The sequence below is a fragment of the Bacillus sp. C1 genome, assembly GCF_054570475.1.
Genome location: NZ_JBTMZT010000002.1, coordinates 63,500 through 87,972 on the forward strand (window position 1 = coordinate 63,500; position 24,473 = coordinate 87,972).

Annotated in this window: 29 protein-coding genes, 1 pseudogene and 1 riboswitch; of the genes and pseudogenes, 18 read left to right on the forward strand and 12 right to left on the reverse strand. The window is 35.4% G+C overall.

What is annotated here, in order from left to right; genetic code table 11:
- Positions 1 to 122 precede the first annotated feature (122 nt).
- The gene (locus tag ACX5JI_RS06960) at positions 123 to 797 is read left to right on the forward strand and encodes a DUF421 domain-containing protein (protein WP_459500386.1); all 675 of its coding nucleotides are present in this window, start codon (positions 123 to 125) and stop codon (positions 795 to 797) included.
- Positions 798 to 836: 39 nt separating this feature from the next.
- Here the strand turns inward: ACX5JI_RS06960 and cotJC are convergent, their stop codons facing one another.
- The 3 genes from cotJC to ACX5JI_RS06975 are packed head-to-tail and all read right to left on the reverse strand — an operon-like array spanning position 837 to position 1,906.
- On the reverse strand, positions 837 to 1,406 hold the full coding sequence (gene cotJC, locus ACX5JI_RS06965; protein WP_003195416.1) for a spore coat protein CotJC: 570 nt from the start codon (positions 1,404 to 1,406) through the stop codon (positions 837 to 839).
- Between the two features lie 12 nt (positions 1,407 to 1,418).
- Positions 1,419 to 1,682, reverse strand: a complete 264-nt coding sequence (locus ACX5JI_RS06970; RefSeq protein ID WP_459500387.1) for a spore coat protein CotJB — start codon at positions 1,680 to 1,682, stop codon at positions 1,419 to 1,421.
- 8 nt (positions 1,683 to 1,690) lie between these two features.
- Positions 1,691 to 1,906: a spore coat associated protein CotJA gene (locus tag ACX5JI_RS06975; RefSeq protein WP_459500388.1), complete on the reverse strand. Its 216-nt coding sequence runs from the start codon at positions 1,904 to 1,906 to the stop codon at positions 1,691 to 1,693.
- A gap of 111 nt (positions 1,907 to 2,017) precedes the next feature.
- Between ACX5JI_RS06975 and ACX5JI_RS06980 the strand changes: the two genes are divergently transcribed.
- The 5 genes and pseudogenes from ACX5JI_RS06980 (at position 2,018) to ACX5JI_RS07000 (ending at position 4,318) form a co-directional block, all read left to right on the forward strand.
- Positions 2,018 to 2,377, forward strand: coding sequence for a VOC family protein (locus ACX5JI_RS06980; RefSeq protein ID WP_459500389.1), 360 nt, complete (start codon positions 2,018 to 2,020; stop codon positions 2,375 to 2,377).
- A gap of 8 nt (positions 2,378 to 2,385) precedes the next feature.
- A pseudogene (locus ACX5JI_RS06985) lies at positions 2,386 to 2,523 on the forward strand (DUF2935 domain-containing protein); the annotation flags it as partial.
- Between the two features lie 99 nt (positions 2,524 to 2,622).
- Entirely contained in the window at positions 2,623 to 3,177 is a 555-nt protein-coding gene (locus ACX5JI_RS06990) for a spore coat protein (RefSeq protein ID WP_459500390.1), read from the forward strand.
- Positions 3,178 to 3,420: 243 nt separating this feature from the next.
- Entirely contained in the window at positions 3,421 to 3,702 is a 282-nt protein-coding gene (locus ACX5JI_RS06995) for a YkvA family protein (protein ID WP_459500391.1), read from the forward strand.
- Positions 3,703 to 3,712: 10 nt separating this feature from the next.
- Entirely contained in the window at positions 3,713 to 4,318 is a 606-nt protein-coding gene (locus ACX5JI_RS07000; protein WP_459500392.1) for a DedA family protein, read from the forward strand.
- A gap of 356 nt (positions 4,319 to 4,674) precedes the next feature.
- Here the strand turns inward: ACX5JI_RS07000 and ACX5JI_RS07005 are convergent, their stop codons facing one another.
- Positions 4,675 to 5,148 carry a hypothetical protein gene (locus tag ACX5JI_RS07005; protein WP_459500393.1) on the reverse strand — a complete coding sequence of 158 codons (474 nt, stop codon included), beginning with the start codon at positions 5,146 to 5,148 and terminating at the stop codon, positions 4,675 to 4,677.
- A gap of 252 nt (positions 5,149 to 5,400) precedes the next feature.
- Between ACX5JI_RS07005 and ACX5JI_RS07010 the strand changes: the two genes are divergently transcribed.
- The gene (locus tag ACX5JI_RS07010; protein WP_459500394.1) at positions 5,401 to 5,604 is read left to right on the forward strand and encodes a hypothetical protein; all 204 of its coding nucleotides are present in this window, start codon (positions 5,401 to 5,403) and stop codon (positions 5,602 to 5,604) included.
- Between the two features lie 259 nt (positions 5,605 to 5,863).
- On the opposite strand, the gene bcaP is transcribed toward ACX5JI_RS07010, so the two are convergent.
- The gene (gene bcaP / locus ACX5JI_RS07015) at positions 5,864 to 7,267 is read right to left on the reverse strand and encodes a branched-chain amino acid transporter BcaP (protein WP_459500395.1); all 1,404 of its coding nucleotides are present in this window, start codon (positions 7,265 to 7,267) and stop codon (positions 5,864 to 5,866) included.
- Between the two features lie 415 nt (positions 7,268 to 7,682).
- On the opposite strand from bcaP, the gene ACX5JI_RS07020 reads away from it, so the two are divergent.
- The 6 genes from ACX5JI_RS07020 to ACX5JI_RS07045 all read left to right on the forward strand — a co-directional run bounded on the left by ACX5JI_RS07020 (position 7,683) and on the right by ACX5JI_RS07045 (position 12,728).
- Positions 7,683 to 7,991, forward strand: a complete 309-nt coding sequence (locus tag ACX5JI_RS07020; RefSeq protein WP_459501045.1) for an outer surface protein — start codon at positions 7,683 to 7,685, stop codon at positions 7,989 to 7,991.
- Positions 7,992 to 8,273: 282 nt separating this feature from the next.
- The gene (locus ACX5JI_RS07025; RefSeq protein WP_459500396.1) at positions 8,274 to 8,678 is read left to right on the forward strand and encodes a DoxX family protein; all 405 of its coding nucleotides are present in this window, start codon (positions 8,274 to 8,276) and stop codon (positions 8,676 to 8,678) included.
- A 328-nt stretch (positions 8,679 to 9,006) separates the two neighbouring features.
- Entirely contained in the window at positions 9,007 to 9,807 is an 801-nt protein-coding gene (locus ACX5JI_RS07030; protein WP_459500397.1) for an MBL fold metallo-hydrolase, read from the forward strand.
- Positions 9,807 to 10,211, forward strand: a complete 405-nt coding sequence (locus ACX5JI_RS07035; protein ID WP_459500398.1) for a nuclear transport factor 2 family protein — start codon at positions 9,807 to 9,809, stop codon at positions 10,209 to 10,211. The genes ACX5JI_RS07030 and ACX5JI_RS07035 overlap by 1 nt, the downstream gene beginning before the upstream one ends.
- 84 nt (positions 10,212 to 10,295) lie before the next feature.
- On the forward strand, positions 10,296 to 10,790 hold the full coding sequence (locus ACX5JI_RS07040; RefSeq protein WP_459501046.1) for a PRK06770 family protein: 495 nt from the start codon (positions 10,296 to 10,298) through the stop codon (positions 10,788 to 10,790).
- Positions 10,791 to 11,192: 402 nt separating this feature from the next.
- Entirely contained in the window at positions 11,193 to 12,728 is a 1,536-nt protein-coding gene (locus ACX5JI_RS07045; RefSeq protein WP_459500399.1) for a mechanosensitive ion channel, read from the forward strand.
- Between the two features lie 44 nt (positions 12,729 to 12,772).
- On the opposite strand, the gene ACX5JI_RS07050 is transcribed toward ACX5JI_RS07045, so the two are convergent.
- Positions 12,773 to 13,684 (reverse strand): DMT family transporter, encoded by a 912-nt coding sequence (locus ACX5JI_RS07050; RefSeq protein WP_459500400.1) that lies wholly within the window; start codon positions 13,682 to 13,684, stop codon positions 12,773 to 12,775.
- A 203-nt stretch (positions 13,685 to 13,887) separates the two neighbouring features.
- Here ACX5JI_RS07050 and ACX5JI_RS07055 point away from each other — a divergent pair, with 203 nt between their 5' ends.
- Complete coding sequence (locus ACX5JI_RS07055; RefSeq protein ID WP_459500401.1) at positions 13,888 to 14,373, forward strand: Lrp/AsnC family transcriptional regulator; 486 nt, start codon at positions 13,888 to 13,890, stop codon at positions 14,371 to 14,373.
- Positions 14,374 to 14,474: 101 nt separating this feature from the next.
- Here ACX5JI_RS07055 and ACX5JI_RS07060 read toward each other — a convergent pair whose 3' ends face one another.
- Entirely contained in the window at positions 14,475 to 15,188 is a 714-nt protein-coding gene (locus ACX5JI_RS07060) for an SDR family oxidoreductase (RefSeq protein ID WP_459500402.1), read from the reverse strand.
- Between the two features lie 232 nt (positions 15,189 to 15,420).
- Between ACX5JI_RS07060 and ACX5JI_RS07065 the strand changes: the two genes are divergently transcribed.
- On the forward strand, positions 15,421 to 15,870 hold the full coding sequence (locus tag ACX5JI_RS07065) for an AraC family transcriptional regulator (protein ID WP_459500403.1): 450 nt from the start codon (positions 15,421 to 15,423) through the stop codon (positions 15,868 to 15,870).
- A 195-nt stretch (positions 15,871 to 16,065) separates the two neighbouring features.
- On the opposite strand, the gene ACX5JI_RS07070 is transcribed toward ACX5JI_RS07065, so the two are convergent.
- Entirely contained in the window at positions 16,066 to 16,404 is a 339-nt protein-coding gene (locus ACX5JI_RS07070; RefSeq protein ID WP_459500404.1) for a winged helix-turn-helix transcriptional regulator, read from the reverse strand.
- A 217-nt stretch (positions 16,405 to 16,621) separates the two neighbouring features.
- On the opposite strand from ACX5JI_RS07070, the gene ACX5JI_RS07075 reads away from it, so the two are divergent.
- Positions 16,622 to 17,149: an ester cyclase gene (locus ACX5JI_RS07075; RefSeq protein ID WP_459501047.1), complete on the forward strand. Its 528-nt coding sequence runs from the start codon at positions 16,622 to 16,624 to the stop codon at positions 17,147 to 17,149.
- Positions 17,150 to 17,186: 37 nt separating this feature from the next.
- Positions 17,187 to 17,741 (forward strand): NAD(P)H-dependent oxidoreductase, encoded by a 555-nt coding sequence (locus tag ACX5JI_RS07080; RefSeq protein ID WP_459500405.1) that lies wholly within the window; start codon positions 17,187 to 17,189, stop codon positions 17,739 to 17,741.
- Positions 17,742 to 17,915: 174 nt separating this feature from the next.
- On the opposite strand, the gene ACX5JI_RS07085 is transcribed toward ACX5JI_RS07080, so the two are convergent.
- The 3 genes from ACX5JI_RS07085 to ACX5JI_RS07095 form a co-directional block, all read right to left on the reverse strand.
- On the reverse strand, positions 17,916 to 18,119 hold the full coding sequence (locus ACX5JI_RS07085; RefSeq protein ID WP_459500406.1) for a hypothetical protein: 204 nt from the start codon (positions 18,117 to 18,119) through the stop codon (positions 17,916 to 17,918).
- A gap of 250 nt (positions 18,120 to 18,369) precedes the next feature.
- Entirely contained in the window at positions 18,370 to 19,569 is a 1,200-nt protein-coding gene (locus ACX5JI_RS07090; RefSeq protein ID WP_459500407.1) for an ABC transporter permease, read from the reverse strand.
- Positions 19,570 to 19,625: 56 nt separating this feature from the next.
- Positions 19,626 to 21,041: an amino acid permease gene (locus ACX5JI_RS07095; RefSeq protein ID WP_459500408.1), complete on the reverse strand. Its 1,416-nt coding sequence runs from the start codon at positions 21,039 to 21,041 to the stop codon at positions 19,626 to 19,628.
- 151 nt (positions 21,042 to 21,192) lie between these two features.
- A riboswitch (Lysine riboswitch) is annotated at positions 21,193 to 21,376 on the reverse strand.
- A 158-nt stretch (positions 21,377 to 21,534) separates the two neighbouring features.
- On the opposite strand from ACX5JI_RS07095, the gene ACX5JI_RS07100 reads away from it, so the two are divergent.
- Positions 21,535 to 22,215, forward strand: coding sequence for an AAA family ATPase (locus tag ACX5JI_RS07100; protein ID WP_459500409.1), 681 nt, complete (start codon positions 21,535 to 21,537; stop codon positions 22,213 to 22,215).
- 224 nt (positions 22,216 to 22,439) lie between these two features.
- Here ACX5JI_RS07100 and ACX5JI_RS07105 read toward each other — a convergent pair whose 3' ends face one another.
- Positions 22,440 to 23,879: an NADP-dependent glyceraldehyde-3-phosphate dehydrogenase gene (locus ACX5JI_RS07105; RefSeq protein WP_459500410.1), complete on the reverse strand. Its 1,440-nt coding sequence runs from the start codon at positions 23,877 to 23,879 to the stop codon at positions 22,440 to 22,442.
- Positions 23,880 to 24,473: the final 594 nt, after the last annotated feature.

The window sequence follows — 24,473 nt, forward strand, 5'->3', positions numbered from 1 at the left end:
ATTTTTCTAATCTGTGGTGGCATACTACGTGTAAGGATTCTTTTCTTACATTATGAAATGAAGTGCTTGCTACATATAAATAAAGGGATAAAAATGTGTGAATTGAAGAAAGGTGACATAGTATGGATTATGTAGAGATTTTTATTGAACTGTTATTTGGGTATGCTGTATTGTTTTTTGTTGTTAAAATTTTGGGGAAAACACAATTGAATCAGATTACACCATTTGATTTTATTTCCGCGCTCGTTTTAGGAAATTTTTTAGGAGATGCTATTTATAGTAAAGAGGCTCATGTAGGAAAGATTATTTTTGGAGTTCTTGTGTGGGGAGCATTTATATTAATTACGGAAATTATCACGCAAAAATGGAGAAAAGCACGTTTATTCCTTGAAGGGAAACCGTCTATTTTAATCGCCAATGGAAAGCTAGATTGGAATGAAATGAAGAAAAACCGTTTAGATGTTGATCAACTTCAGCATTTGCTTCGGGCAAAGGATGTATTTTCTATGCAAGATGTAGAGTTTGCGATTTTAGAAAATGATGGGGCGATTAGTGTGATGAAAAAATATGATGTAGATACGCCAACAAGAAAAGATTTAAAAATACAGGGGAAGAAAAATGTATTGCCCATTCTTCTTATTAGCGATGGGAAGTTGATTACTTATAATTTAAAAAAGTTTGGATTACATGAAGTATGGTTACAAAAAGAACTAAAGAAGCAGAAAACAGATTTGAAAGAAGTATGTTATGCAGAGTGGAGTAAAGGAGGAAGCCTTTTTATTCAAAAATATGAGTAGGGAAGGTGCACATACCGTTTTGGGATGTGCACGGTGTAATTAAAAATATATTTTTCGATCGCGTTCTTCTTTTAAAATTTCCACAGCTTCACGGAAACGCTGAGAGTGAACAATTTCACGCTCGCGTAAAAAGCGGAGGCTATCATTTATATCGGGATCATCTGATAAGTCGATGAGCCATTGATACGTTGCTCTTGCCTTTTCTTCCGCCGCAATGTCTTCATATAAGTCGGCAATCGGATCCCCTTTCGCTTGTATGTATGTCGCTGTGAACGGAACGCCGCCTGCATTGTGATAAAAGAGTGCGCTATCATGATTGGCATACTGCGCATCGAGTCCAGCTGCTTTCATCTGTTCAGGAGTTGCATCTTTTGTTAATTTATAGATCATTGTTGCAATCATTTCAAGATGAGCAAATTCTTCTGTACCGATATCTGTTAATAAACCTATTACTTGATCAGGAATCGTATAGCGCTGATTTAAATAACGAAGAGCAGCTGCGAGTTCGCCATCTGCCCCGCCATATTGCTCAACTAATAATTTCGCAAGTGCGGGATTACAAGTGCTTACTTTTACAGGATATTGCAGTTTTTTTTCATAAATCCACATATTTTCTCTCCTTTATATTTGCCATGGCCAAGGACCTTTACTCCATTCCCACGGAGCGTTAGAGTAGCTATTACCAAACTGCTGAAGTGGTCCATACTTTTCCTCAATTTTTTGCTTTTGCACCCTTCTTTTATAGGAAAAATCATTAAATTGATTGATAGCGGAAACATCATCTGGATGCGTATCTAAATAAAGAGTGAGTTCGACTAAGACAAAATCGAGTTCTTGCAGTTCTTCTAGCCATTTATAAAATTCAGCGGGCAATGTTTGAGCCACGGTTTTAGTCACCGTCCTTTTTTATACGGATTTTCATAATAATCATAAAAAGCAGGCCATAAAGTTCCCCTTTTTAATGCTTCGTTAGGCGGGAATTGCGGCAAGTTTGTTGGTTGGAATCCCATGTATAAATGGGGAGGAACTGAATAATATTTCTTTCCAATTGGCGAGCAAGGATCGTTCGGACCATGGTAAGGTGTGTAGGATTTCATAAATTTGTCCATTACAGAAACCTCCTTTACAGGTAAAACAATCATCACTACGTATTGTATTCAGACATATTTGTTATTTATGACTCATATAGAAAACTAGTAGAGGGTAAGGGGGAAAGGGAAGTGGAGACGATTACAAATTGTATTGAATTAAAAGTGCGAAATTTAAAGGAAACATTATATTTTTATGAAGGGATTTTAGGGCTTCAGCCAAGTATACATCGTCCGCAATTACATGTGCCGGGCGTTTGGTATGATGTTGGTGGAGCAAGAATTTGCTGCGTTTTAAATCGGGACAAAGATAAGGAGGCACCCTCTTATATAAATTTAAATTTGTTATTTTGTGATATAGAAAAAGTGCGAAAAAAATTAGAGTTCTATTGTGTTTCATTTGAAGAATTAGAGAGTTGTAATGCAGAGAGAAGTGGAATTGTTGTGTATGACCCTGATCAGCATCGAATTCAAATTGAGCCGATAGAGTAGATGAGGGGGAGTTAGAATTATCGAATCAAGTATTAAGCATGATTTCTGGAAGGATGGCAGATCATATGGCAAGGGAAGAATGTTATTATTTATTAAAATTAGCACAAGCTTCTGGATTAGAGATGCCAAAGTGTAATCCGCTTTAATTCGTACTATATAAAAATTCACAGTGATGTGGATTTTTATATAGTATTTTTGTTTTTTTAGGAGATGCTAGAAAGGAATGATAGAAAGGGGAAATAGAAATGCAATTGGCAACGCATGAATTACGTGATTTAAGTGAACTGATAGCTGGAGACTATAACACAATTAATATGATGTCTACATATATACAACAAGCGCAGGATCCTGAGTTGAAACAAATGTTACAGAAGCATCTGCCTCTTCATGTGCAAGATTATAATTTGAAGGTGGAATTTGTACAAAGTGATTCAACCCCAAATATATCAAAGTTCCAGCCGCCTAAATTAAAACCAGTATTAGCTTCTTATATAGAGGCTCCTTCACAAGCGTATGCCCCCGTTACACCAAGCATGGATGCGCAGCCTCCTAACGATCGATCAATTGCACTTGGATATTTACTGAATCAAAAGTCGTCTGCGTTTAATTGTGCAGGTTCTTTATTAGAGTGTGCGAATCCAGATTTAAGAACGCTTTTAGAAAATACTTTCTTAACTAGTAGCCACCATGCTTATGATATTTGGCAGTATATGGTGCAGAAAGGATATTATCAACTATCGCCAGCACCAAGCTCTGAAATACAAGCGATAGCAAGTATGTATCAACCGCTTCAGCAATAGAAAAAGATTGACAAGTTCTATCAAATATTTTAAGGTGATGTTATAAACTTGCGTATACAAAGGGGAGTAACTTGTCACAATAAAGTCGTCATTACAGGGAGAAACCCTCGGCTTTATTGGCAACATTTTTGTTGTTAGTGAGACCTTTACCGGCAGTGGTAAAGGCCCCTTATTGTCTTTTTTAGGACCTTTACTATATTTGGTAAAGGTCCTTTTTGTATGCAGAAAAAGGAGAGGTAAAAAATGAAAAAGTTTATAAACCGATTTCGATTTATGCTTCACTTCCGCCGGTTTGGTCCATTTCTATATGAATTTTTTCTGTCGAAAGAAGTCGCTGTGCAGAAGAAAGTCGTATCTATTGCGATATTAATCGGATATGTCATGTTTCCATTGGATCTTATTCCTGATTTTTTACCGTTTTTTGGTGTGTTAGATGATATTACGGTTGTGCTATTCATTTTGCAGCGAATTGTAAAAATGGCACCGCCGCACTTACAAGAAAAATATAACGTCAATAAAGGATAGGAGTGTATACATGGAACAATTTATTTTAGATGTGATTGATTATTTAAAACAGTTTTCGTATTTTGGTGTCATTCTTGCATTAACATTTGAATTTATCCCAGCAGAAATTGTTTTACCTCTTGTTGGATATTGGGTATACGAAGGGGATATGAACTTTTGGCTTGCGGTATTAGCTGGGACGCTCGGAGGAACGACGGGGCCGTTAACCTTATATGCACTTGGTTATTATGGAGGGCGTCCGTTATTGATAAAGTATGGAAAGTACTTTTTCATAAAGGAAGAGCAAATTGAAAAATCAGATCGTTTCTTTGAAAAATATGGACCAGCCGTGGCGTTTCTTGGGCGTTTTATTCCAGGAGTTCGTACGCTTATTTCCGTTCCGTGCGGAATTGCCAAAATGAATATTTGGAAATTTAGCATCTACACCTTTGTAGCGATGTTGCCGCTCACGGCGATATACGTATATATCGGATTGACGCTAGGACCACATTGGAAAAAGGCAGGGGCAATCGCCGAACAATATACGCTACCGATACTAGCGGTTGTTTGCGTTATTGTAATAGGAATGTTCATTTTCAAGTCTGTGAAAAAGAAAAATAAAGTGGAGTCGGTGTGAAAACGTGTATAGGAAGTATAGACCCATGCCCATCAAGCTAAGGGGGGGCATTCCATGAAATTCCGTTCTTGTTGTTTACATGTGTGATATTTTGTTTGTTTTATATGCATACCAAATTATGTACATCCACAATCATTAAGTAATGGGATTAATTAGAAAACATTCCGTCATTAAAAATATTGGGACGATGGTTATTATGTAGTGCACAATACTTATACTATTAAAGCTGCTGGGGAAAGTGTAAAGAAGAATGGATGTTCTATACAGATTCAACATACGGGTTATGTTAATAAAGCAGATGAGAATTTTTAAAAGCAGAGACAGTCCATTTTTAATGAACTGTCTCTGCTCCTTCGTTATTTAAGGTCGTTTAAAAAGTTGGTTACTATTTTAGAAGTTTTCTGGCTAAGTTTTAGTCCTTGTGTAGATTTCTCATTTGTATTTTTTGTTATTAAAATTTGATTGTTATTTTCATTCCAAACTAAAAATTCTTTTTGAGAATCATCTTTGAATATAACTGTCATATTAGAATATACTGAAGTATTTTCTTTTTGCTTTTTTACATCTATTTTACTAGATGTACTATTTTGGATTGCTTTATTAAATTCTTTTATTAACTCTTCGTTGTTTGTTACAGCTTTGGAAGTTTTATTACCTTCTGTTCTAGTTAAATTTATTGTTTGTATTTCTTTTAAGTCTAACGATAAATAATTTTCTGTTTGTTCTGATGTTGAGGGTGTCGAAGAATTCGTTTTTTCTGTTGTGTTTGAACATCCAATTAAACTTAAAGAAAGTATAGCAACAGAAGACAAATATAGGATTTTTTTCATATTTTCCCCTCCTTTTTTATATTATATCAGTTTAGCTGAGAAGAAACGGATTTTATGTATATATTTGTATATTTTTGATATGCTTCTGATGTAGCTTTTATTAGTTGGCTTCAATGAGGGCTTGTTGCACCATACGTCCCCTTTAAGATGGAAGATAAGTTGTGCCTGATAGCCGATATATAGGGTGATTCCGCCGATATATTATTTCATGTTACAATAAAGGGAGAAAGACAGGATAAGGGAGCGGTTGATTTGGAACAGAAAAAACTAAAAAGAATTCTTGAATATGTATGGATTGCCATTGTGCTCCTTGTTGGATATTATTTTTTGAAAGAGAAAAGCATATGGGTTCTCTTTTTAATGACGTTTTTATTAGCGGGCCTTGGAACGCTGTTTATTAACTTTTTCTTTGATAGCCTCAATGTGTGGAAAAAGAAAAAGAAAGAAACAAAATAAGGCTTGGTAAGCTTTTTTCAGAGTGTTGGGAAACAGGAGCTAGAGGACTCCTGTTTTTTGTCGTTTTTTGTTGGTTAGTCGATATCCTTTGTCGAATCGCTGATATATTGTGAGAAGTGATAGATATATTTGAAAAATCAATGATAAAATTTCATTTACTAATTTATACGAATCAACCTCGTCAGATTAACATGTTTCTTTTTAGTATTTCTCTTTCTCTACGCCATGAAAAAAACTTGCCGAATTGGCAAGTTTTTTATTATGCTTCTTTTTTCTCAGTATTTGTTTTTTCAGTTAGTAAGTGGCTATTACGTCTAGAATAAAAGAAATATACAAATAATCCAATGATAAGCCAAATGGCAAAACTTTTCCACGTTGTTGCAGAGAGGTTTAGCATTAAATAGAGACAACAACAGATCGCGATGATAGGTAATACAGGTACGAATGGTGCGCGGAATCCTCGCTTTAAATTCGGATGTGTTTTCCGCAAAATGAGTACAGCACAGCAAACGAATGTAAAGGCGGTTAGTGTACCGATGTTTACTAAGTTTGCAAGTAGATTTAAATCTAGTAATCCTGCTAATAAAGCAGCTGCGATGCCAGTAATCCATGTATTTAATAAAGGGATTTTCACTTTTGAATGGATGCGAGATAATGCTTTTGGAAGTAATCCATCACGGCTCATTGCATAGGAAACGCGAACTTGTCCATACATAACGACAAGAAGAACCGTTGTCATTCCTGTCATCGCACCGACAGCTAATAATCCAGCAATTGTATCTTCGCCAACAAAATGAAGAGCAAAAGCAACTGGGTCTGAAACATTTAATTGTGTATAAGGTACCATTCCAGTTAAAACAAAAGAGACAATCATATATAGTGCTGTACAAATGAGCAGAGAACCGATAATGCCAATCGGTAAAGATCGCTGTGGGTTTTTCGTTTCTTCAGCAGCAGTTGCGATGGCATCAAATCCTAAAAAAGCAAAGAATACAGTTGCTGCACCTGTAATAATTCCGTCATATCCAAATGGTAAAAATGGTGTCCAATTTTCCGGTTTGACGTACTTTGCACCTGCTACGATAAAAGCGATAATCACTGCTAGCTTTACTAATACCATAATGTTATTAATACGAGCGCTTTCTCGTACACCCAAGCTAAGAAGCAGAGTAATTAAAAGTAAAATACATACTGCTGGTAAATCGATGATCCCGCCTTTGCCCATTCCGGGGGCTGAGGCGATAATGGCGGGTAGATGAATATTAAATCCAGAAAGTAACGATTGTAAATAGCCTGACCATCCTACGGCTACGGCTGCAACAGCTAGTAAGTACTCAAGCATTAAACACCAACCAACAATGAAAGCAACAATTTCTCCCACTGTCATATATGCATATGTATAAACGCTTCCCGACATCGGGATAGAAGAAGCGAATTCTGCGTAACAGAAGGCTACGCACGCACATGTAAAGGCAGCAATAAGAAAAGATAACATAATACCAGGGCCAGAATGTTTAGCTGCAACAATTCCAGTTAACACGAAAATGCCTGTCCCAATTACAGCGCCAATGCCTAAGAATGTTAAGTCTAATGCGGTTAATGTTCTTTCTAATTGCTTTGGTGATTCGGTAGTAAGCGGTTTCTTTCGTAATAATGATTTCAATAGGACTCTCCTCTCATTTCTCAATCTGCACAATTATGAATACAATGCGGGCCTGTTGAAAAGTAGTTCATAAATAGAGATATAGTTGTGTAGTTTTAGCTAAAAGTTTAGCAGTGCTGTAGTCATTTTAATATAATTCAGAATATTTTGTCAAATAAAATTACGGTTGAAAGGAAACACTACTTTCGGTAGTATACGCATGTTTTAGCAGGGAAGATATTGTATTATTTTATTTTGAGCTTGTTACAAAAGTGGTTTGTGTAAAGGGAAAGAGTTTATCTTATGAAGTAAGCTCTTTTTTATGGATATAAAAAGAGTATCAGTACAGAGTGAAGAAATAGTGATTGTGTTAAAATTTATGTGTATGTTCGTACTAGAAGGAGAAAAATGAATGAGGATTACGTAGGAAAAAGTCATATGTGTAATTATATTTCTTTTCATATGTGCACCATTTACAGTAGGAAAAGAATCAAAAGTTAAAGGTTTTCCTGTTTCGGTCTTCTCTTCTTATATTGCAGGAGATGATTCGAAAGGATATAGATATACTTCTTTTTTGCCGTCTATAGCAATTTGGATAAATGGATGGGAGGAGAAGTGGTCGGAAGGAGAAATGACGGTCTATCAAAAAGGGGCTCGAACTATAAATGTTTTTCATCCTCCTGGTGAAGATATGTTTTATCTTTATGATTCGCAAGAGATGAAAAAAAGGCTGCCGAGTCTATAATGGATCGTTCCTAATGTAAAGAAGTTTGAACTTCACTCTAAAGATTAAAAAATATATTTTGAAAAAATAGGAAACATACTGCTGATTTTTATCAATATTTTCTTTTTGGAATCCTTGTAGGACATGAGGTTTCTAGCTGTTTTTAAGAAACATTATCCGTAAAATGGAGAATGTTTTTTTATTTTTTGCTAAAAAAGTATTTGACGAATAAAAAGAAATCTTGTATTGTTTTGTCTTGTGAAACAAAGTTTTATATAACAAAACAAAAAGGGAGAGTTCAGAATGAATCAATATATTGGTAATTTAATTATTCGCATCGTATTAGGGGTTACATTCTTTGCACATGGATTGGCAAAGTTTCAATCAGGAATTGATAATATAGCAGGATGGTTTACAAGCATTGGTTTGCCAGGCGCTCTTGCATATGGAGTTGCAACGTTTGAAGTAGTTGGTGGAATCTTATTAATCATCGGTTTAGGTGTTAGATATGTAGGATTATTATTCGCTCTTATTTTAGTTGGCGCAATTGTGAAAGTAAATGGTGCTGCTGGTTTATTAGGAGATGGAAAGAACCCTGGGTATGAGCTAGACCTTGCATTATTAGCAATGGGAGCATATTTATTTGTTGCAAAAGCAGAAGGATATGTAGATCGTTTTATTAAAGAAAAAGTAATGAAAAACAACTAAAATAGATTCTATTTTGTTATAAAAACATTGCCTGTTAGTAAGTTGATTTACTAAAAAGGCAGTGTTTTTTTATGGTTGTAAAATAAGATGTAAGTTTCTTATGAAAAAATGTTGACTTATCACCCTTGTTGTAACTATAATGATTACATCTCGAAGATACATGATAAAAATAATGATTTTATATATTTTTTATTTTTGTAATGAATATTTTTTTGTGTAAGTTGTAACTTATGTAGTTACAACTTGTGGCGACTAATAAAAGTGAATGAGTATTATTTAAAGAATAATGAGTAATTATATAGGTTATTGCTAAATTGGAGGGGTTAAAATGTCAAATTTAAATTTAGAAGTCTTTACAGGATCTGAGCAAGCATTTCAAGTTACATCAACCATTATTTATGGAGAAAACGATGCGATTCTTATAGATGCACAATTTTTATTAAGTGATGCACACCGTCTGACAGCTCAAATTATTGAAACAGGAAAGAATTTAACGCATATTTATGTGACACATTTTCACCCAGATCATTATTTCGGCTTGAATATATTGCATGGTGCATTTCCTAATGCAAAAATTGTAGCTCTTGCAAATACTGTAGAAGATATTCGTAATACATTTCAAAAGAAAGTGGAACAATGGAAACCGTCTATTGGACATAATGTGCCCCATGAGCCCATTATTCCAGAAGAGTTAAAAGAAGATAAGCTTGTCTTAGAAGGAAACGAATTGTTTATTAAAGGTGGCTTACAAGGTGATACACCAAATAATAGTTACGTATGGATTCCATCATTAAAGGCTGTGATTACAGGGGATATTGTTTATAACAATACATTTGTATGGACGTTAGAAACAGATAAAGTAGCTCGTGAGAAATGGTTAGCAACACTAGAAGAGATCGGAAATTTACATCCAGAAGTTGTTGTTGCAGGTCATCGTGATTATGATGTGCCAAATACAATAGATGCAATTGAACATACTCGTAACTATTTAGTAGCATTTGATGAAGTTCTTGCAGAGAATCTTTCAAGTGAGGAAATTCAATCTGTAATGAAGAAACGCTTTCCAAATGTAAAAGCACTTGAAATTGGGCTAGTTTTAGCAGCAAACGCGTTTGGGGTGAAAAAATAATGACACAAAAAACAAATTTAGAAATCATTCGTAGCACATATGAAGGATCCGCTTCTTCTAATGCAAAACATTTAGCAGAAGCTCTTTCTGAAAAAGTAGAGTGGACAGAGGCAGCTGGTTTCCCGTATGCTGGAACATATATTGGTATGGAAGCTGTGATGGAGAATGTATTTAGTCGCTTAGAATCGGAATGGGATGATTATAAGGCGAGTGTAAATACGTACCATGAAGTAAACGGAAAAGACGTTATTATTGCTGAAGGTGTGTATTCAGGCGTTTATAAAGAAACGGGTAAAGCGTTTGAAGCAGAATTTGTTCATGTATGGCAACTTGAGAAGGGTAAGATTGTAAAGTTCAAGCAATACGTCGATAGTCATATTGTTCGAGAAGCAATGAAATCTTAAAATGATAAATAAATGGAATCGGCGATTTGTAGACGATTCCATTTGTTTTTATAATAAGTAAGAGGAGATATGAAAATACATAATATGAAAAAATGGGTCATAGGGACGATTACGACTATTGCAATGATAATGGGTATTTTGTATGGCGCTTATCAATTTCTTGCATACGTAGAAGAAGAGGATAAACGTCTAAAGGAGCAGAAAGTAATCACGCAAAAGGAAGAGAAAGTAGCGGAAAATACGCCGCAAGTGAGTGAAGATGAAATTATATCTACGATGCACAAAATGGTACATCAAAAAGTGAAATCCTCTGAGAAATGGGGATTTGTTGAAATGACACAAACAGAAATTCAGACTACAAAAAAAGCTGTAGAGAGTAGCAAAAATTTTAATTATAAATCCAAATTGCTGGCTATTCTAGAACGCTGGGAAAGAAGCGATTTTTCGCAAACAGTTGAGGAGCATAACTTTTTGTGGAAAATTCAAGGTGGTGATACGGGTAAAGCAGTTAGGCGTCTCACACCAGTAGAAGAACAACAGTTTTTGAAAGAAATGAAAGGGAAAACATCGTTACCGTAATGGCGATGTTTTTTTGTATTGTGGAGAAAGAGAAATGCTACAAAATTATAAAAAGAAACATGGTGATTTGCAAAAATTTGTTTGTATAAAGTGGTGAATGAAGCCCCCCACTGATTAAAGTTTCACTTTATCAGCGATTTTTCAAATATATCACCCGTTTCTCACAATATATCAGCGATTCGACGAAGGATATCGACTAACCAACAAAAAACAGGAGCACCTAGCTCCTGTTTACAGCTTGTTGAAATATAAGAGGGGAGTAGCAGTAGGGAAGAGGATTGCACAATAGTATGGCATAAGTTCAAAGCGGCGCATAACGATGTGAAAGATAGTGCGTGGATACATCACTTTTCTATTCTTGGACATGATATAAAATGAAATTTTTTCTAGGAGATGATACATATGTTTTATGATCAAGTGGTCCGAGATTCATTCACGAAACTTCCCGATTTATTATTAGCGCTTCTCGTATTGCTTATCGGCTGGATTATTGCCAAAATCATTGCCAATGTAGTAGCTGCTGCTTTAAAAAGGACAAATCTCGATAATAAATTATTCGCTCAAGCAAGTCAGCAAACAAAATATTCGCCAGAGCGCATAATAAGTAAGATTGTGTATTATATTTTGATGGTAATTGTGTTCATTATTTTCTTCAATATTTTAAGCTTAAACTTTATTGCTACACCACTCGTTAGCATGGTAGCTGCTATTTCTTTATCGATTCCAAACATATTGAAAGCAGCGTTAATTTTATTACTTGCGTGGTTACTTGCATCAACGATCAGTCTTTTCATTAAAAAAGTTGGAAAGAGAGGTAATGTTGGTGCATTACTTCATAAATGGAATGTGATTCAACAGGAGAAAGATCCAGAAAAAGTAGTAGATCAGATAGCAAAAATTGTTTTTTATTTAGTGTTATTACTGTTTCTTCCAGCCGTTTTATCCGCTTTAAGATTAACGGGAATTTCTCAGCCGTTTGAAACAATGACGCAAAGTTTACTTGCGTTTGTTCCTAGAATCATTGCCGCAGCGCTAATTGTATTCGTCGGCTGGATGATTGCAAAAATTGTTAGAAATATTATTTCAAACTTCCTTCAAAGTATTGGTACGGATACATGTATACAAAAACTAGGACTAACTGATGTATTTAAAGGAACGAGTGTCTCCTCTATTATTGGAACAATCGCATTTATATTCATTTTGATTCCAACGGTTGTATCAGCGCTTGATCAACTGAATATTAGCGGAATCTCACAACCGGCTATTGTTATGCTGAATAACATATTAGCGATGCTTCCGAATATTGTAATCGCAATTTTGTTATTACTAGTGGGAATTTTTATTAGTAAACGACTGAATACGTTCATTACAAATCTTTGTCAGCGTCTAGGAGTTGATTCATTCATGAATCAACTTGGAATGAGACAACTAGGGAATGTGACGTATTCTCGAATTATCGGTTATATTTTTCAAATCTTTGTTGTACTGCTGTTTGCGGCTGAGGCACTGCAACTTGTGAAACTCAACTTCTTAGTGACGCTTGTAGCAGGGGTCATTTCGTTCTTACCGCAATTGGTTGTCGCCTTCGCTATTTTAAGTGTTGGTTTTTATTTAGGTAATTTTGTTCAAAAAATGTTAGCAAATACCTTACCAAAACAAGGATACAATCCTATCGCGTCCATTACAAAATATACAATTATCGCGTTAGCGTTTTTTATGGCTTTAGATCAGCTTGGCGTTGCTGCTTCAATTGTAAACGCTGCTTTCATTTTAATTTTAGGTGGACTGGCTTTAGCTTTTGGATTAGCCTTCGGTCTTGGCGGGAAAGAATTTGCAGCTACTTATCTTCATAAGATGGAGCAGTGCATCGAAGAAGTTCAAGAGGAGAAAAATACTTCTTTACCTGAAAATAAGGACTTAAACAATCCTAATATTTGATGTCAATTAGTGGGGGATAAGGTTCCCCCACTAATTTTGTTTCATTAAGAATGGCTACGTGCAAAGGTCGCATTTGGCTGATGGATAGCTGTTTTAAAGTGAGAGAATAAATAACAGCCAGTTACAACAATTACAGTACCAACAATTTGAATCCATGTTAATTCTTCACCGAGGAACAGGAATGCTAAAATGGCAGTGAAAATAGGATTGAAATTTAGAAAGATTCCCGACGTCGTTGCTCCTAATTTTTGAACGCCAATATTCCAAAATACCATACAGACTACAGTTGAAATTAAGCCTGTATATAGTAGTGAAGTGATAAATGAAGCATCTATATGTGAAACAGTAAAGGTTGGTATGTTAAATGGAAGCAATAGGAGAACGCCAAAAACTCCTGAATACAAAGTTGCTATCATTGGTGTTGTCGTTTTTGTCGCCCATTTACTACAAACCGAATAAATCCCCCAAATACAAACGGCTGCAATCATCCATAAATCTCCGCTATTAAAATGTAACGAAAATAAAAGTGCGATATTTCCTTTTGAAAGAACGAGAATAACACCGAAAAAAGAAAGAACCATCGAAAGAATTTGCAGTATGTTTATTTTTTCTTTTAAGAATACAGATGAAAATAATGCAATAGAGATCGCATTTAATGTAGAGATAAGTCCAACATTTGTTGCTGAAGTTTGTTCTAATGCTAAAAATTGAAAAATGTTAAAGAGAGCAACGCCGGTGATTCCCATGAGTAGTAAGGGTAGAATTGCGGCGCGCGGCGGGAGAAGTTTCTTTTCTTTGAACCAAACAATCGGTAAGAGACAAACAATCGCAATCAGCCATCTTAAACTTGTAAGGGTCATCGGGGAAGCATGATCCACAAGTGATTTTCCGACGACAAAGTTTCCGCCCCATAGTAAGCTTGTTAGTAGTAGTAAAAAGACATAGAAATAAGGCATAGTTTAAACTCCTTTGTAAAAGTAAGAATGAATTGTAAATAATTTTAGCATTTTTCTTTGTTATCTAATATATTCTTTTGTATAATGATGAAAATTCAATAGAATGTTTTGTTTAAGATTGTAATTGCGGAATTTTATTTAATTTCACTACGGTTATGATGCATTTTTTCGAAGAATCGTCGGTAAAGAAAAGGGGGATTTTTATGGAGTCATCTGTTATTAAAGTGTTAGATGATTTGGACGTACAAATTTTAGATATTTTACAAAAGAAGTCGCAAGTAAGCAATGCGGAACTTGCGCGCATGGTCAATTTATCACCACCTGCTACGCATGCTAGGGTAAAAAGATTAGAAAGTGAAGGGTTTATTGATAAACAAGTCGCAATTTTAAATCAAGAAAAACTTGGATTTGATTTATTGTGTTTTATTTTCATGAGTACGAATATTCATCAATCTGAAAAACTTGAAGTATTGGAACGAGAACTTGAATCTATGCCTGAAGTGTTAGAGTGTCATTGTTTAACAGGTGAGTACGATTATTTATTAAAAGTTGCGAACCGTGATCGAAAGGAACTGGAGCATTTTATTAGAAAGTTAAATAAGCTAGGGATTACGCGGATTCAAACGAGTTTAGCGCTCCGTGAAATTAAGTATTCTACCGTGTTACCGATACGGGATTCGGAAGAGTAATAAAAAATATTTTTTTAGGTGGGAGAGAGGGTCAATCCGTGCGTAGAAGCGTAGCTCCATGCCAAGTGAAAATAAAAGGAGGAGGAAAATCTCCTCTTTCATTAAATTAATATATGCCCACCTTCAATGTGAAGCGTTGTTCCAGTGACAAATTTATTTTGAATTAAATATAACACGCCGTCTGCAACATCTTTTGCTTGACCAACTCGTTTGACAGGGAGTTTATTTGCTATTTCTTTATAAAATTTGTCCCGTGCTTCGCAGGGCATTTTGCTGCGTGACGGTGTATCAATAATGCCCGGGGAGACAATATTTACTCGAATAGGAGCAAGTTCTAATGCTAATGTTTCTCCAAGGTTAGAGACAGCTGCGTTTACTGCGCCGAGTGTAGCTGAACCAGTCATTGTTTTATAGGCAACTACGCCTGAAAATAAGGTGATGGATCCGTCTTTCGTAATTTTAGGCGCGCCATATTTAGCAGCATAGAATTGTCCCCAAAATTTATTTTCAAATAATTGACGTGCTTTACTTACTTCTGTATGAAGGAAATCCCCTCCGGAAGTTTCAGCTGCTGTAATAACTAAATGGTCAATTATATTTATTTCTTCAAAGAATGATTGAACTTGTTGTTCGTTTGTTATATCAAGTGAGTAAGTTGTTACATTTCCCACTAGTACCTTTTTTGCTTCTTGTAATTTTTCTTCTGATCGACTAGCGATTATAACATGTGCCCCCTGCATTAATGCTAATCGTGCTGTTTCGAAACCAATACCAGAACTTCCGCCAATAATCGCTACTTTTTTTCCTTCTAGCATGTTATATGCCCCCTATTTGTATCATTTATTTTGATTGCCATCATTGTAATCCCAAAAATTTAGTATGGGAAGTAGTGATATTTATTTCATAAAGTTACATTTTTGAAAGTTTTTGTAGTGTAGGGCTGCTAAGTGTACATTTTTATATTTTTTAAAAATTCAGATGAATATCATTTTAAATCATGATAACTTTGGATATGTAGTAAATATTGATATAAAGGAGAATGAGTATATGAATATCAAGGTTGAACAGTTACCAAAGTATCGAGTTGCTTATGTTAGGCAGGTGGGGCCATATGGTCCAAATAATGTCTTGACGATGAAAAAATTAAAAAACTGGGCTAAGGAGAATGACCTGTTTGTAGAAACGTCAATCATACTTGGAATTTCACATGACAACCCAGAAACAACTAATCCTGAGAACTGTCGTTATGATGCTGGCATTGTAATTTCAACAGATTATCAAATTGATGAGGTAGTTAGTGAAGGTGAATTATCCGGGGGGAAATACGCTATTTACATGGTTAAACATGTAGCAGAAGACATTCAAAAAGCATGGACTGATATTTTTTCTGAACTACTAAACTGTGGCTATCAAATTGATAGTAGACCGATGTTTGAAAGGTATGTTAAGGAAAAGGTTGATCGTGATTATTGTGAAATTTGCGTACCGATAAAATAAAGAGGGTAAGGACCATTAGTATGTTATCTGGAAGGTATTTCTCTTTTGAATCTTAAAAATATAATATTATGTATTTAAAATGTTAGTCGTATTTTGAAAAGCCTCACCTATAGTTTTGTACTTAAGGTGGGGCTTTTTGTTAGATTTCCTGTTTGTTTTTTATCTCACTATTTGCGATTACGCTACATTGGTACTCTATAAAGTTAAGCCGAAACGCTTTAATTCAATGAAAATACCTTCTAATTGTTTGCCTTTATCCGTTAATGTGTATTCTACCCGGGGAGGAACTTCAGGGTATACTTTTCTTGTTACAATACCTTGACTTTCTAATTCTTTAAGGCGTAGGGAGAGTGTCTTTGGACTAATTCCATCCATTGATTTTAGTAAGTCGCTAAATCGTAATGTTCCTTCAATAAGAAGATCACGAATAATTAAAAATGTCCATTTTGTTCCAATTACGTCGAGTGTCTTAGCAATCGGACAAGGTATACCGGGTGAACCTTTCGTCAATATAATTGGATCAATCGTATCCATGAAAATAGCCTCCATAAAAATTTTTTTATTAATTTGCTTTATATTATCACAAAGATATCTAAAAGGTAACTATATGAAAAAAATATCACTACTTCCAAAAGGGAATTTACTGCATATACAATAGCATCAAGGATTACAAAACTTTTTTATGAAGGAGGTGACTATTTTGAAAAGAACAAGTCAATCTAGCAAGTCTTGGCGTTCGTTTTGTTTTCTTATCATTTGTCTCGTGGCAATCGGTATTGTAATTACTGCATGTAGTAATCAAAAAACGTCTGCTTCAAAAAGTGAGATTCAATTATTGAAAGGGTCTTTAGAACCGAAAACAATGACAATCGCTCCATCCTTAAGTCAAAAGGAAGCTACATCAATGGTGCATGCTGCTCAGCGTTTCTATACATTTTGGGATACTGGTAATGAGAAGCTTATTCCACAAACAGTTACGGAGAGATTCGTTGATAATACGTTACCGAAAGGGCGCCCACAAGGTCCTGAAGGTTTAGCGTTTGCGGCAAAAAACGTTCGTAAAGCTGTTCCAGATATTCGCTGTAAGATTGAAGATCTACTAGTAGTTGGTGATAAGGTTACAGCTCGTCTATCCTTTACAGGAACGCATAATGGGAAACCAATTAACTTTTTCGCAATTGATATTTTGCGTATTAAGGATGGGAAAATTACGGAAGACTGGCATTTAGAAGACAACCTTACTCTTATGCAGCAGCTTGGAGTAGTAGCTGAAAATTAAATGATTGTATTCAATAAAAATAAAGGGGCCGAATAAGATGAAAAACATACTAATCATAAATGGTCATCAAAAATATAGTGCAGAAGGAGGGAAATTAAATGCAACGTTAGTTGATCGCATGGTCAATTTACTTAGTGAAAAGAATCATGTGAAAACTACAATTATTCAAGACGGATACAATGTTAAGGAAGAACAACAAAAGTTTTTATGGGCAGATGTTATTATTTATCAAACACCAATCTATTGGTTTAGTATTCCGGGGTTATTTAAAACGTATATGGATGAAGTGTATGAATACGGTCTCTTTTTTAAAGGAGGAGAGCAATACGGGGCAGGAGGATTATTGACGGAGAAACAATATATGTTTTCTACAACGTGGAATGCACCAAAAGAAGCATTTCAGAATCACGCACAATTTTTTGAAGGTGAGAGCTTAGAAGATACAATCAGTCATTTGCACCGAGTACAGAAATTTATTGGCATGAGTCCTTTGAAAAGTTTTGCATGCTATGACGTCGTTAAAAATCCTAAGATTGATACGTTCTTAGCAGAACTTGATATGCATGTAAAAGAAGTAGTGAAGCTTTCTTAAATTTTGAAAATAAATAACTCTTAAAAGGCCAACCTTAGTATGTACAGAAAATAAGGTTGACCTTTTACGTCAGTTTTCATAGTTCTTTAGTTGAGTCCATAACTTCAAAAAGTCTGTCCAGCCAAAGGAATAAATGGTTACGTTTTTTAAAGAAGGTGGATAGGTCCTCTTTTTTTACAAAACGTCTTTTTGAAATAGGTTATTTCCAGCACTTGGATTTGTTAAAAGATCTTTCAGCTCACCTACTTCAGACAGAGCGACAAGGATATAACCGCTAATTAATACAATGAGTCCAATGACCCGTAACGTTTGTAAGCTAATTTCTCTTTTATTTTCCTCAGAGTGGTTTGGGGGCGTTGAAGTTTGAGTGTTGTTCATAGTCAGGCTCCCATCTTTTATATATGTGGTCAAACATTTTGTAACTGATGGATGATTCATACGATCAAGAAAATTTTAGTCATTTTCACTATATGAGAAATGCCTAAAAAAGTGATTAGAAATTAGCGGGAGTGTATTGGATAAAGTGGTGAATAAAATTTTATCAATGATCTTTCAAATATATCGACTAGCTAACAAAAAACAGGAGCCCTCTAGCTCCTGTTTTGTACATGTAATAGGGAATTTCATTTTAAAAAGAAGAAATTCGTTTTTTTGTTTTTGGTACAATGATAAATTTAATAAAAAGCATACTGATTAAGGCGATAAAAACAGCATGAAAAAGCGACTGTACACTCATAAGTAAGATGACTACAAATATGGTTAACTGAACGATTGTTAGTGAAAATATAAGAGTAAGAAATTGATTCATCCGTGTAGCGTGCGAGATAGGATATAATGCTACAATAGTATTTCCCGAAAAATATTTCCATAACGTACGAAGTTGCATAGAGGTCATATATAAGAGACAACAAGTGATAGCGCCTTTTGCATATATGTTTGGTACGAAATATAAAATGAAAGAACCGATGATGGTCAATCTCATATATATGCCAAAATAATCATTTGCACGTAAAAATGATAAAGTGTTCAAATATAAAAAAGTAGATTGTTTTTTATGTAATATCTGTTCTAACCAACTTGTTAACCATCTTCTTTGTTTTACTTGTTTTTTGAGCTGTGGGACATCGGTGAAAAAGTTTGCAAATTGGTAAAAGCGCATGTCCATTTTTTCTTCTTGTTCAATGATATATTCCCAGCCGATTCGTTTTGTTGGTTGTTTCATTGTATAAATAAGTAGAAAGACTGGAAGTAAGAAACCGGCACCTAGTAATATAACTGATACAGATTGAAAGAGCATGTACAAAATACATGCATTGCAAGTGATGCGAATGATAAACCAAATTTGTCCATTATATTGATCGCGCCATATCCAGTGTATGTATATATTCCAGGCTTTAATAAGCATTAAAATAAAAAATATAGTACATAAAAAAGGTATCGTTATTTGTAATGATTGCATTGCTAATGGAACAATGATTAGAAAAGTAAATAGCAATGGAAATAGCTGCATGACATAATTATATAGAAGAGATTGTTTGAAATAAGATGTTAATTTTTCTTCAAGCGCCAGTAAATAGACGGCGTCAGGCTTTTGGATAAACGTACGGATTGGGCATCTCGTTATTATGATTGTAAGCACAGTTATAATGAGTAATAACGAGATTTCTTTAGAAGGAGATGTTTTAAGCAACTCCGCATAATAATATGCGCCTACACATGAGATAAAGATGAAGCTGTATAGTAAACCGCTAATCATACGCGTAAAATACATGATGACGTTTTGAAAATGTTTTTGAAAACGAGTGCTCCATAATGTTTCAATTGACATATTTTTCACCTCTCGCTTCTATTATACAGGTTTAAAAATAAAAACGAGCAAATTGCTTATGCAACTTGCTCGTTTTTATTTCGTTTTTTATCAAGGTTCATTAATGGGTAGAACGCAAAACCGATTGCGAATAAACCAATTCCAAGCAGGAATGTTTTAATATCTGAAGCCCCAGTTTTAATCACCCATAGTGCATAACAAAGCGCTATGACTGCGATAATACCATCTATAATTCGTGAACCCATTTCGTTTTTATATGTTTCACCAGTTGCGACTAGTTTTAACTGGAAGATTGGTGAGACGAGATAAGGGATTAAGTAAGCTAAAGTTGAGACTGTAATAACGAATGTATAGGCTTCAGCAATTGTCCCTGATAGTGTTGAGAACAAGAAGACTTGCGACATAATATTCGTCAGTCTTAGTGAATAAATCGGACTTCCTTTTTTGTTTGTTTTTGCAAAGAAGGAAGGAAAGAATCCTTCTTTTGCTGCTTGATACGGTACTTCTGAGCTTAATAAAATCCAGCCTAAAATAGAACCAAAAAGGGAAGTAAGCGCAAGTAAGGCCATTAATTTCCCGCCGCCGTGACCCATTGCAGCATTTAGTGCATCCGCTAATGGACGTTCAGAAGCTTGCAATGTATCAATGTGAAGAACACCCATTGTTAAAATTGTAATTCCTAAATAAATAGAAATAGTTACCAATAATCCAGCTACAGTTGCGTGTTTTACCGTTTTTGGAGATTTAGCACGGTTTGATAAAAGGACAGCTGACTCAATCCCGATAAAGGCCCATAATGTTGTAAGGGCAGCTAGATTCACTTGTGACAGTAGTCCGTGTGAAGCGCCTTCTTTATCAATGATTGGCGTGTACCATTGGCCAAGTTTTGAAGCTTGAAATGCGAATAAAGTAACAATAATAAATAGAAGGAATCCAGTTACTTTCGTTGTTGTTGCTAAGAAGTTTAATTTCCCAGCTCCGTTTACACCGTTTGTTAAGATGATATGTGTTCCCCATAGTAAGAAAGAACAAATCGAGAATGTAATCAGTTTTCCAACTTCTACATCGAAAGAGCCGATTGCAAATAGGACACGTGTATCTTTCATAATTGGGAAAAAGAGTGATAAATAACCTGCAAACGATGTAATAATGGCAACGTTACTTGCCCAGTTTGCAACCCAGTAGCCCCATACCATGCTAAATCCGGCCATTTTTTTCGTTTTTGGTGATGAAAATAAAGCATATGCATGACTTTGTGGTCCTGTCGTTAAATCAGGACGACGAATTGCTAAATTACCGAAAACAAGAGCTAGCATTAAAACACCAAACCCTGTTGTTAACCAAGCTAATGTAACACCGAGCGGGCTTGCTGTTTGTGCTAACGTACTTGGCACCATAAAAATACCAGCGCCAACCATGTTACCGACAACAAAAGCTGTTAGTACCCAAAAGCCCCATTTTTTTTGTTGCATAAAAAATACCTCCAAAGTTAGTATAACCAAGTCAAGCGAGGAGATATGTATGTCTTCCGGAAAGGGAAGAAAGGTAAGTCTCATACAAAACAAAAAAAGCACGTGTCATTGTCGTAACGTGCTTTCTATCTTATAGGAAACCCACGACATACCTCTCGATAGCTCTCCACAAACAAGTTGTTTGTGACAGTTCTGCACTTATTAAATAGCAGACCCAGCAAGAATGCACAGTGGGACACTTCTCACTTCGGCAACCATTCCTTTCTCATTCATTCATCGATGCCACTACATCTCCTGAAATGATACTCTTAATGACTGCAACCTCTACCTCACCGAGATACGAATGAGGATTTATATATTCAATTCACATCATCAAGGGTAACAAATGAATTTTTATACGTCAATGGATATAGTAATAATCAGATTATAGGGAATACTTTGTGAAATTAATGAGGTAGAATAATGAAACAGTATGAAGGAACGGAGGTACAATATGACTTTCATTTGTTTGGAAGGCGCAAGTGGCATTGGTAAAACGACAACGTGCCTAAAGATTGCAGAATTATACAATGCTTATGTGATTCCAGAAGTAAATTTCTTATTTCAGCGCCCTAATCCTGAACCGGAAAATTGGTATCTCGAAAGGCAAGTTGAAAGGTGGCAAATCGCACAAGAAAAACGAAAATTGTATGATATCGTTCTATTTGATGGAGATATTTTTCAGCCCATTTGGTATAACTGGATTTATGAGGGGGAGTTTCCACAAACTTTACCGTTTTTGAAAGAGTTTTATGTAAATCAAATGAAACAAAAACATATAGGATTTCCGGATAGGTACATTCATCTTTCTACAAGCGCAACCGAATTAAGAAAAAGGAAAGAAAATGATACTACCCGAAGACGAAGTAACTTTGAAAAACATCTAAGTCTTATAGAACCGCAAAAACAGTATTTTCAACATATGAATGTTGTTGCGCCTGAGGTTGTTCATTTTATAGATGCGGTTAGTATTAAAGAAAATGTAGAAAGTATTTTTGAGATTTTGTCTAACTTGAATGATGAGAAACAACGTCGTTATGATGTACCTTTATTGGGGCATGTAACGGATTGGGTAATAAATAGTAGCCCTAAAACATATGAGGTAAGTGAAGGAAAGAATATATATTCAACTTGATTTTTTAACACATACATGTACCTATTTTATTTTCAAGCATTTACGTCGTGGCAATGAAAATAAAAGGAAATCTCCACTCGCTTTCTTCTTTTGTTTTTACTTGGCATGGGGTCAAAAAAGGCACTGACCGCTCCTATCCACGGCCGGACGCTCTCTTCCCACCTAAAAAGAATGGTTTATATAAAAAGAAGCTGATCTACAATCTGAGATCAGCTTCTAACATATTACATTAAGTTTAATACAGTTACTTTTTCACGTGTCATAGATTCAAGGCTCTTACGAATACCTTGTGCTCCCATACCAGAACCTTTCACACCGATGAATGGGAAGTGGTCAGGGCCACGCTCTGTGCGTCCATTAATTTGAACAGAACCAGTATCGATTTTGTTTGCAATTGCAAATGCTTTGTTAATGTCTTTTGTGAAGACACTTGCTTGTAAACCGAAATCTGATTTGTTTGCAATTTCAATTGCTTCTTCATCAGAAGAAACACGGATGATTGGGAGAATTGGACCGAATGGCTCTTCCCAAGCAACTTTCATTTCTTCCGTTACATTGTCAATTAATGTTGGATAGATTAAGTTGCGCTCGCGTTTGTTACCAATTACGATTGTTGCACCTTTTTCTACTGCATCATCAACTAACCCTTGAACGAAATCAGCAGATTTATCGTCGATTAATGGGACGATTGTGCTGTCTTCTTCTGGAGAACCAACAGATAATGCAGCTACTTGATCTTTTAGTAAGCTAACGAGCTTGTCTGCTACATTCTCATGTACAAGTACGCGCTTGATTGCAGTACAACGTTGACCAGAATATGAGAACGCACCGCTTACGATATGTTTTGCAGCTTCTTCTAGGTCAGCATCTTCGCGTACAATACCAGGATCTTTTCCGCCAAGTTCTAATACAAGCGGAATCATCGCTGCTTTTTTCGCTAAATGAGCACCTGTATTTGTACCACCTGTGAACGATACCATATTTACACCAGCATGTTCTACTAAGTAGTCACCGATAACAGAACCGCGTCCAGTTGCTACGTTTACAAGTCCTTTTGGAAGACCTGCTTTATGAAGTGCTTCTACCATTTTAATACCGCTAATTGCGCCTTGTGTTGCTGGTTTAAAGATAACAGCGTTCCCCATAATAAGAGCTGGTGCAAGTTTTGCAGCAGATAAATTTACAGGGTAATTAAATGGTGCGATTGCTAAAACTACGCCACGTGGTGCACGTTGAATAATTGCAAGTTTAGATTTAGATCCACCAGGGAAGCTATCACCCATCATGCTTTCTCCGTGCATATGAAGAGCTTCATCTACAGTGTAACGAATAAGATCTGCTGTACGAACAACTTCTTTTTTTGCATCTTTATAACCTTTACCGACTTCTTTCATGATGATATCGGCAATTTCATCTTGCATATTTACGAGCTCATCAGCCCATTTATATAAATATTTTGCACGATCTTGAAGCGAAGCCTCAGCCCATTCTTTTTGAGCTTGTTGTGCTGAAGCGATTGCTTCGTCAACTTCCGCGCGAGTAATCGCTTGTACTTTTCCAATTACTTCGTGTAAATATGGAGATGGAATATCGATTGTTTCTCCAGAAGAGCTTTCTCTCCATTCTCCATTTAAATAAAATTTGTACGTATTGCTAGTTGTCATGATTAATCCTCCTAAAAATAGCAACTTGTAAGAGTGAGTATATGGTGATTGTAGGGTGTTTGATAATATTTTTCAAATAAAATGTTTATGGAAACGATTTCTTATGTAATTTTTATTTTGTATGCCTTTTCTTACAGTATTTTTCCTTAATTGTTCATGAAATGAAAAAGGATTTATATTATGCTGAAAAATTGTATTGCACTTCTTTCATTTTTTGTGATTATTGATTATTTTATTCTAAGGTGAAAAAATAATTGACAGAAAACTCTTTTAAGTTATAAAATAAAAAATGGAAAATAAATGAAGGAGGTGTGCGTAATGATTGTAATGGTAAATATGACTGGTGTAGCTGCATTACAAGGTGGAAAATATTCATATCATTACGCAAACCGTACGGAAAGATAGTGCTTTTTGTTTTTTAAAAGCGTACGTTGCGTATATCGTGACGTACGCTTTTATGCGCTTTTACGCATATCGTCGAGCGGCGGTATGCTTTTTTTGTCCTTATTTTTGGTTGTTTCCATACGTCGTATGGTTCAGGTAGAACATTACGAAAGGTGAGAAGTTATGATGAGACAGTATAGTTGGCGCGGT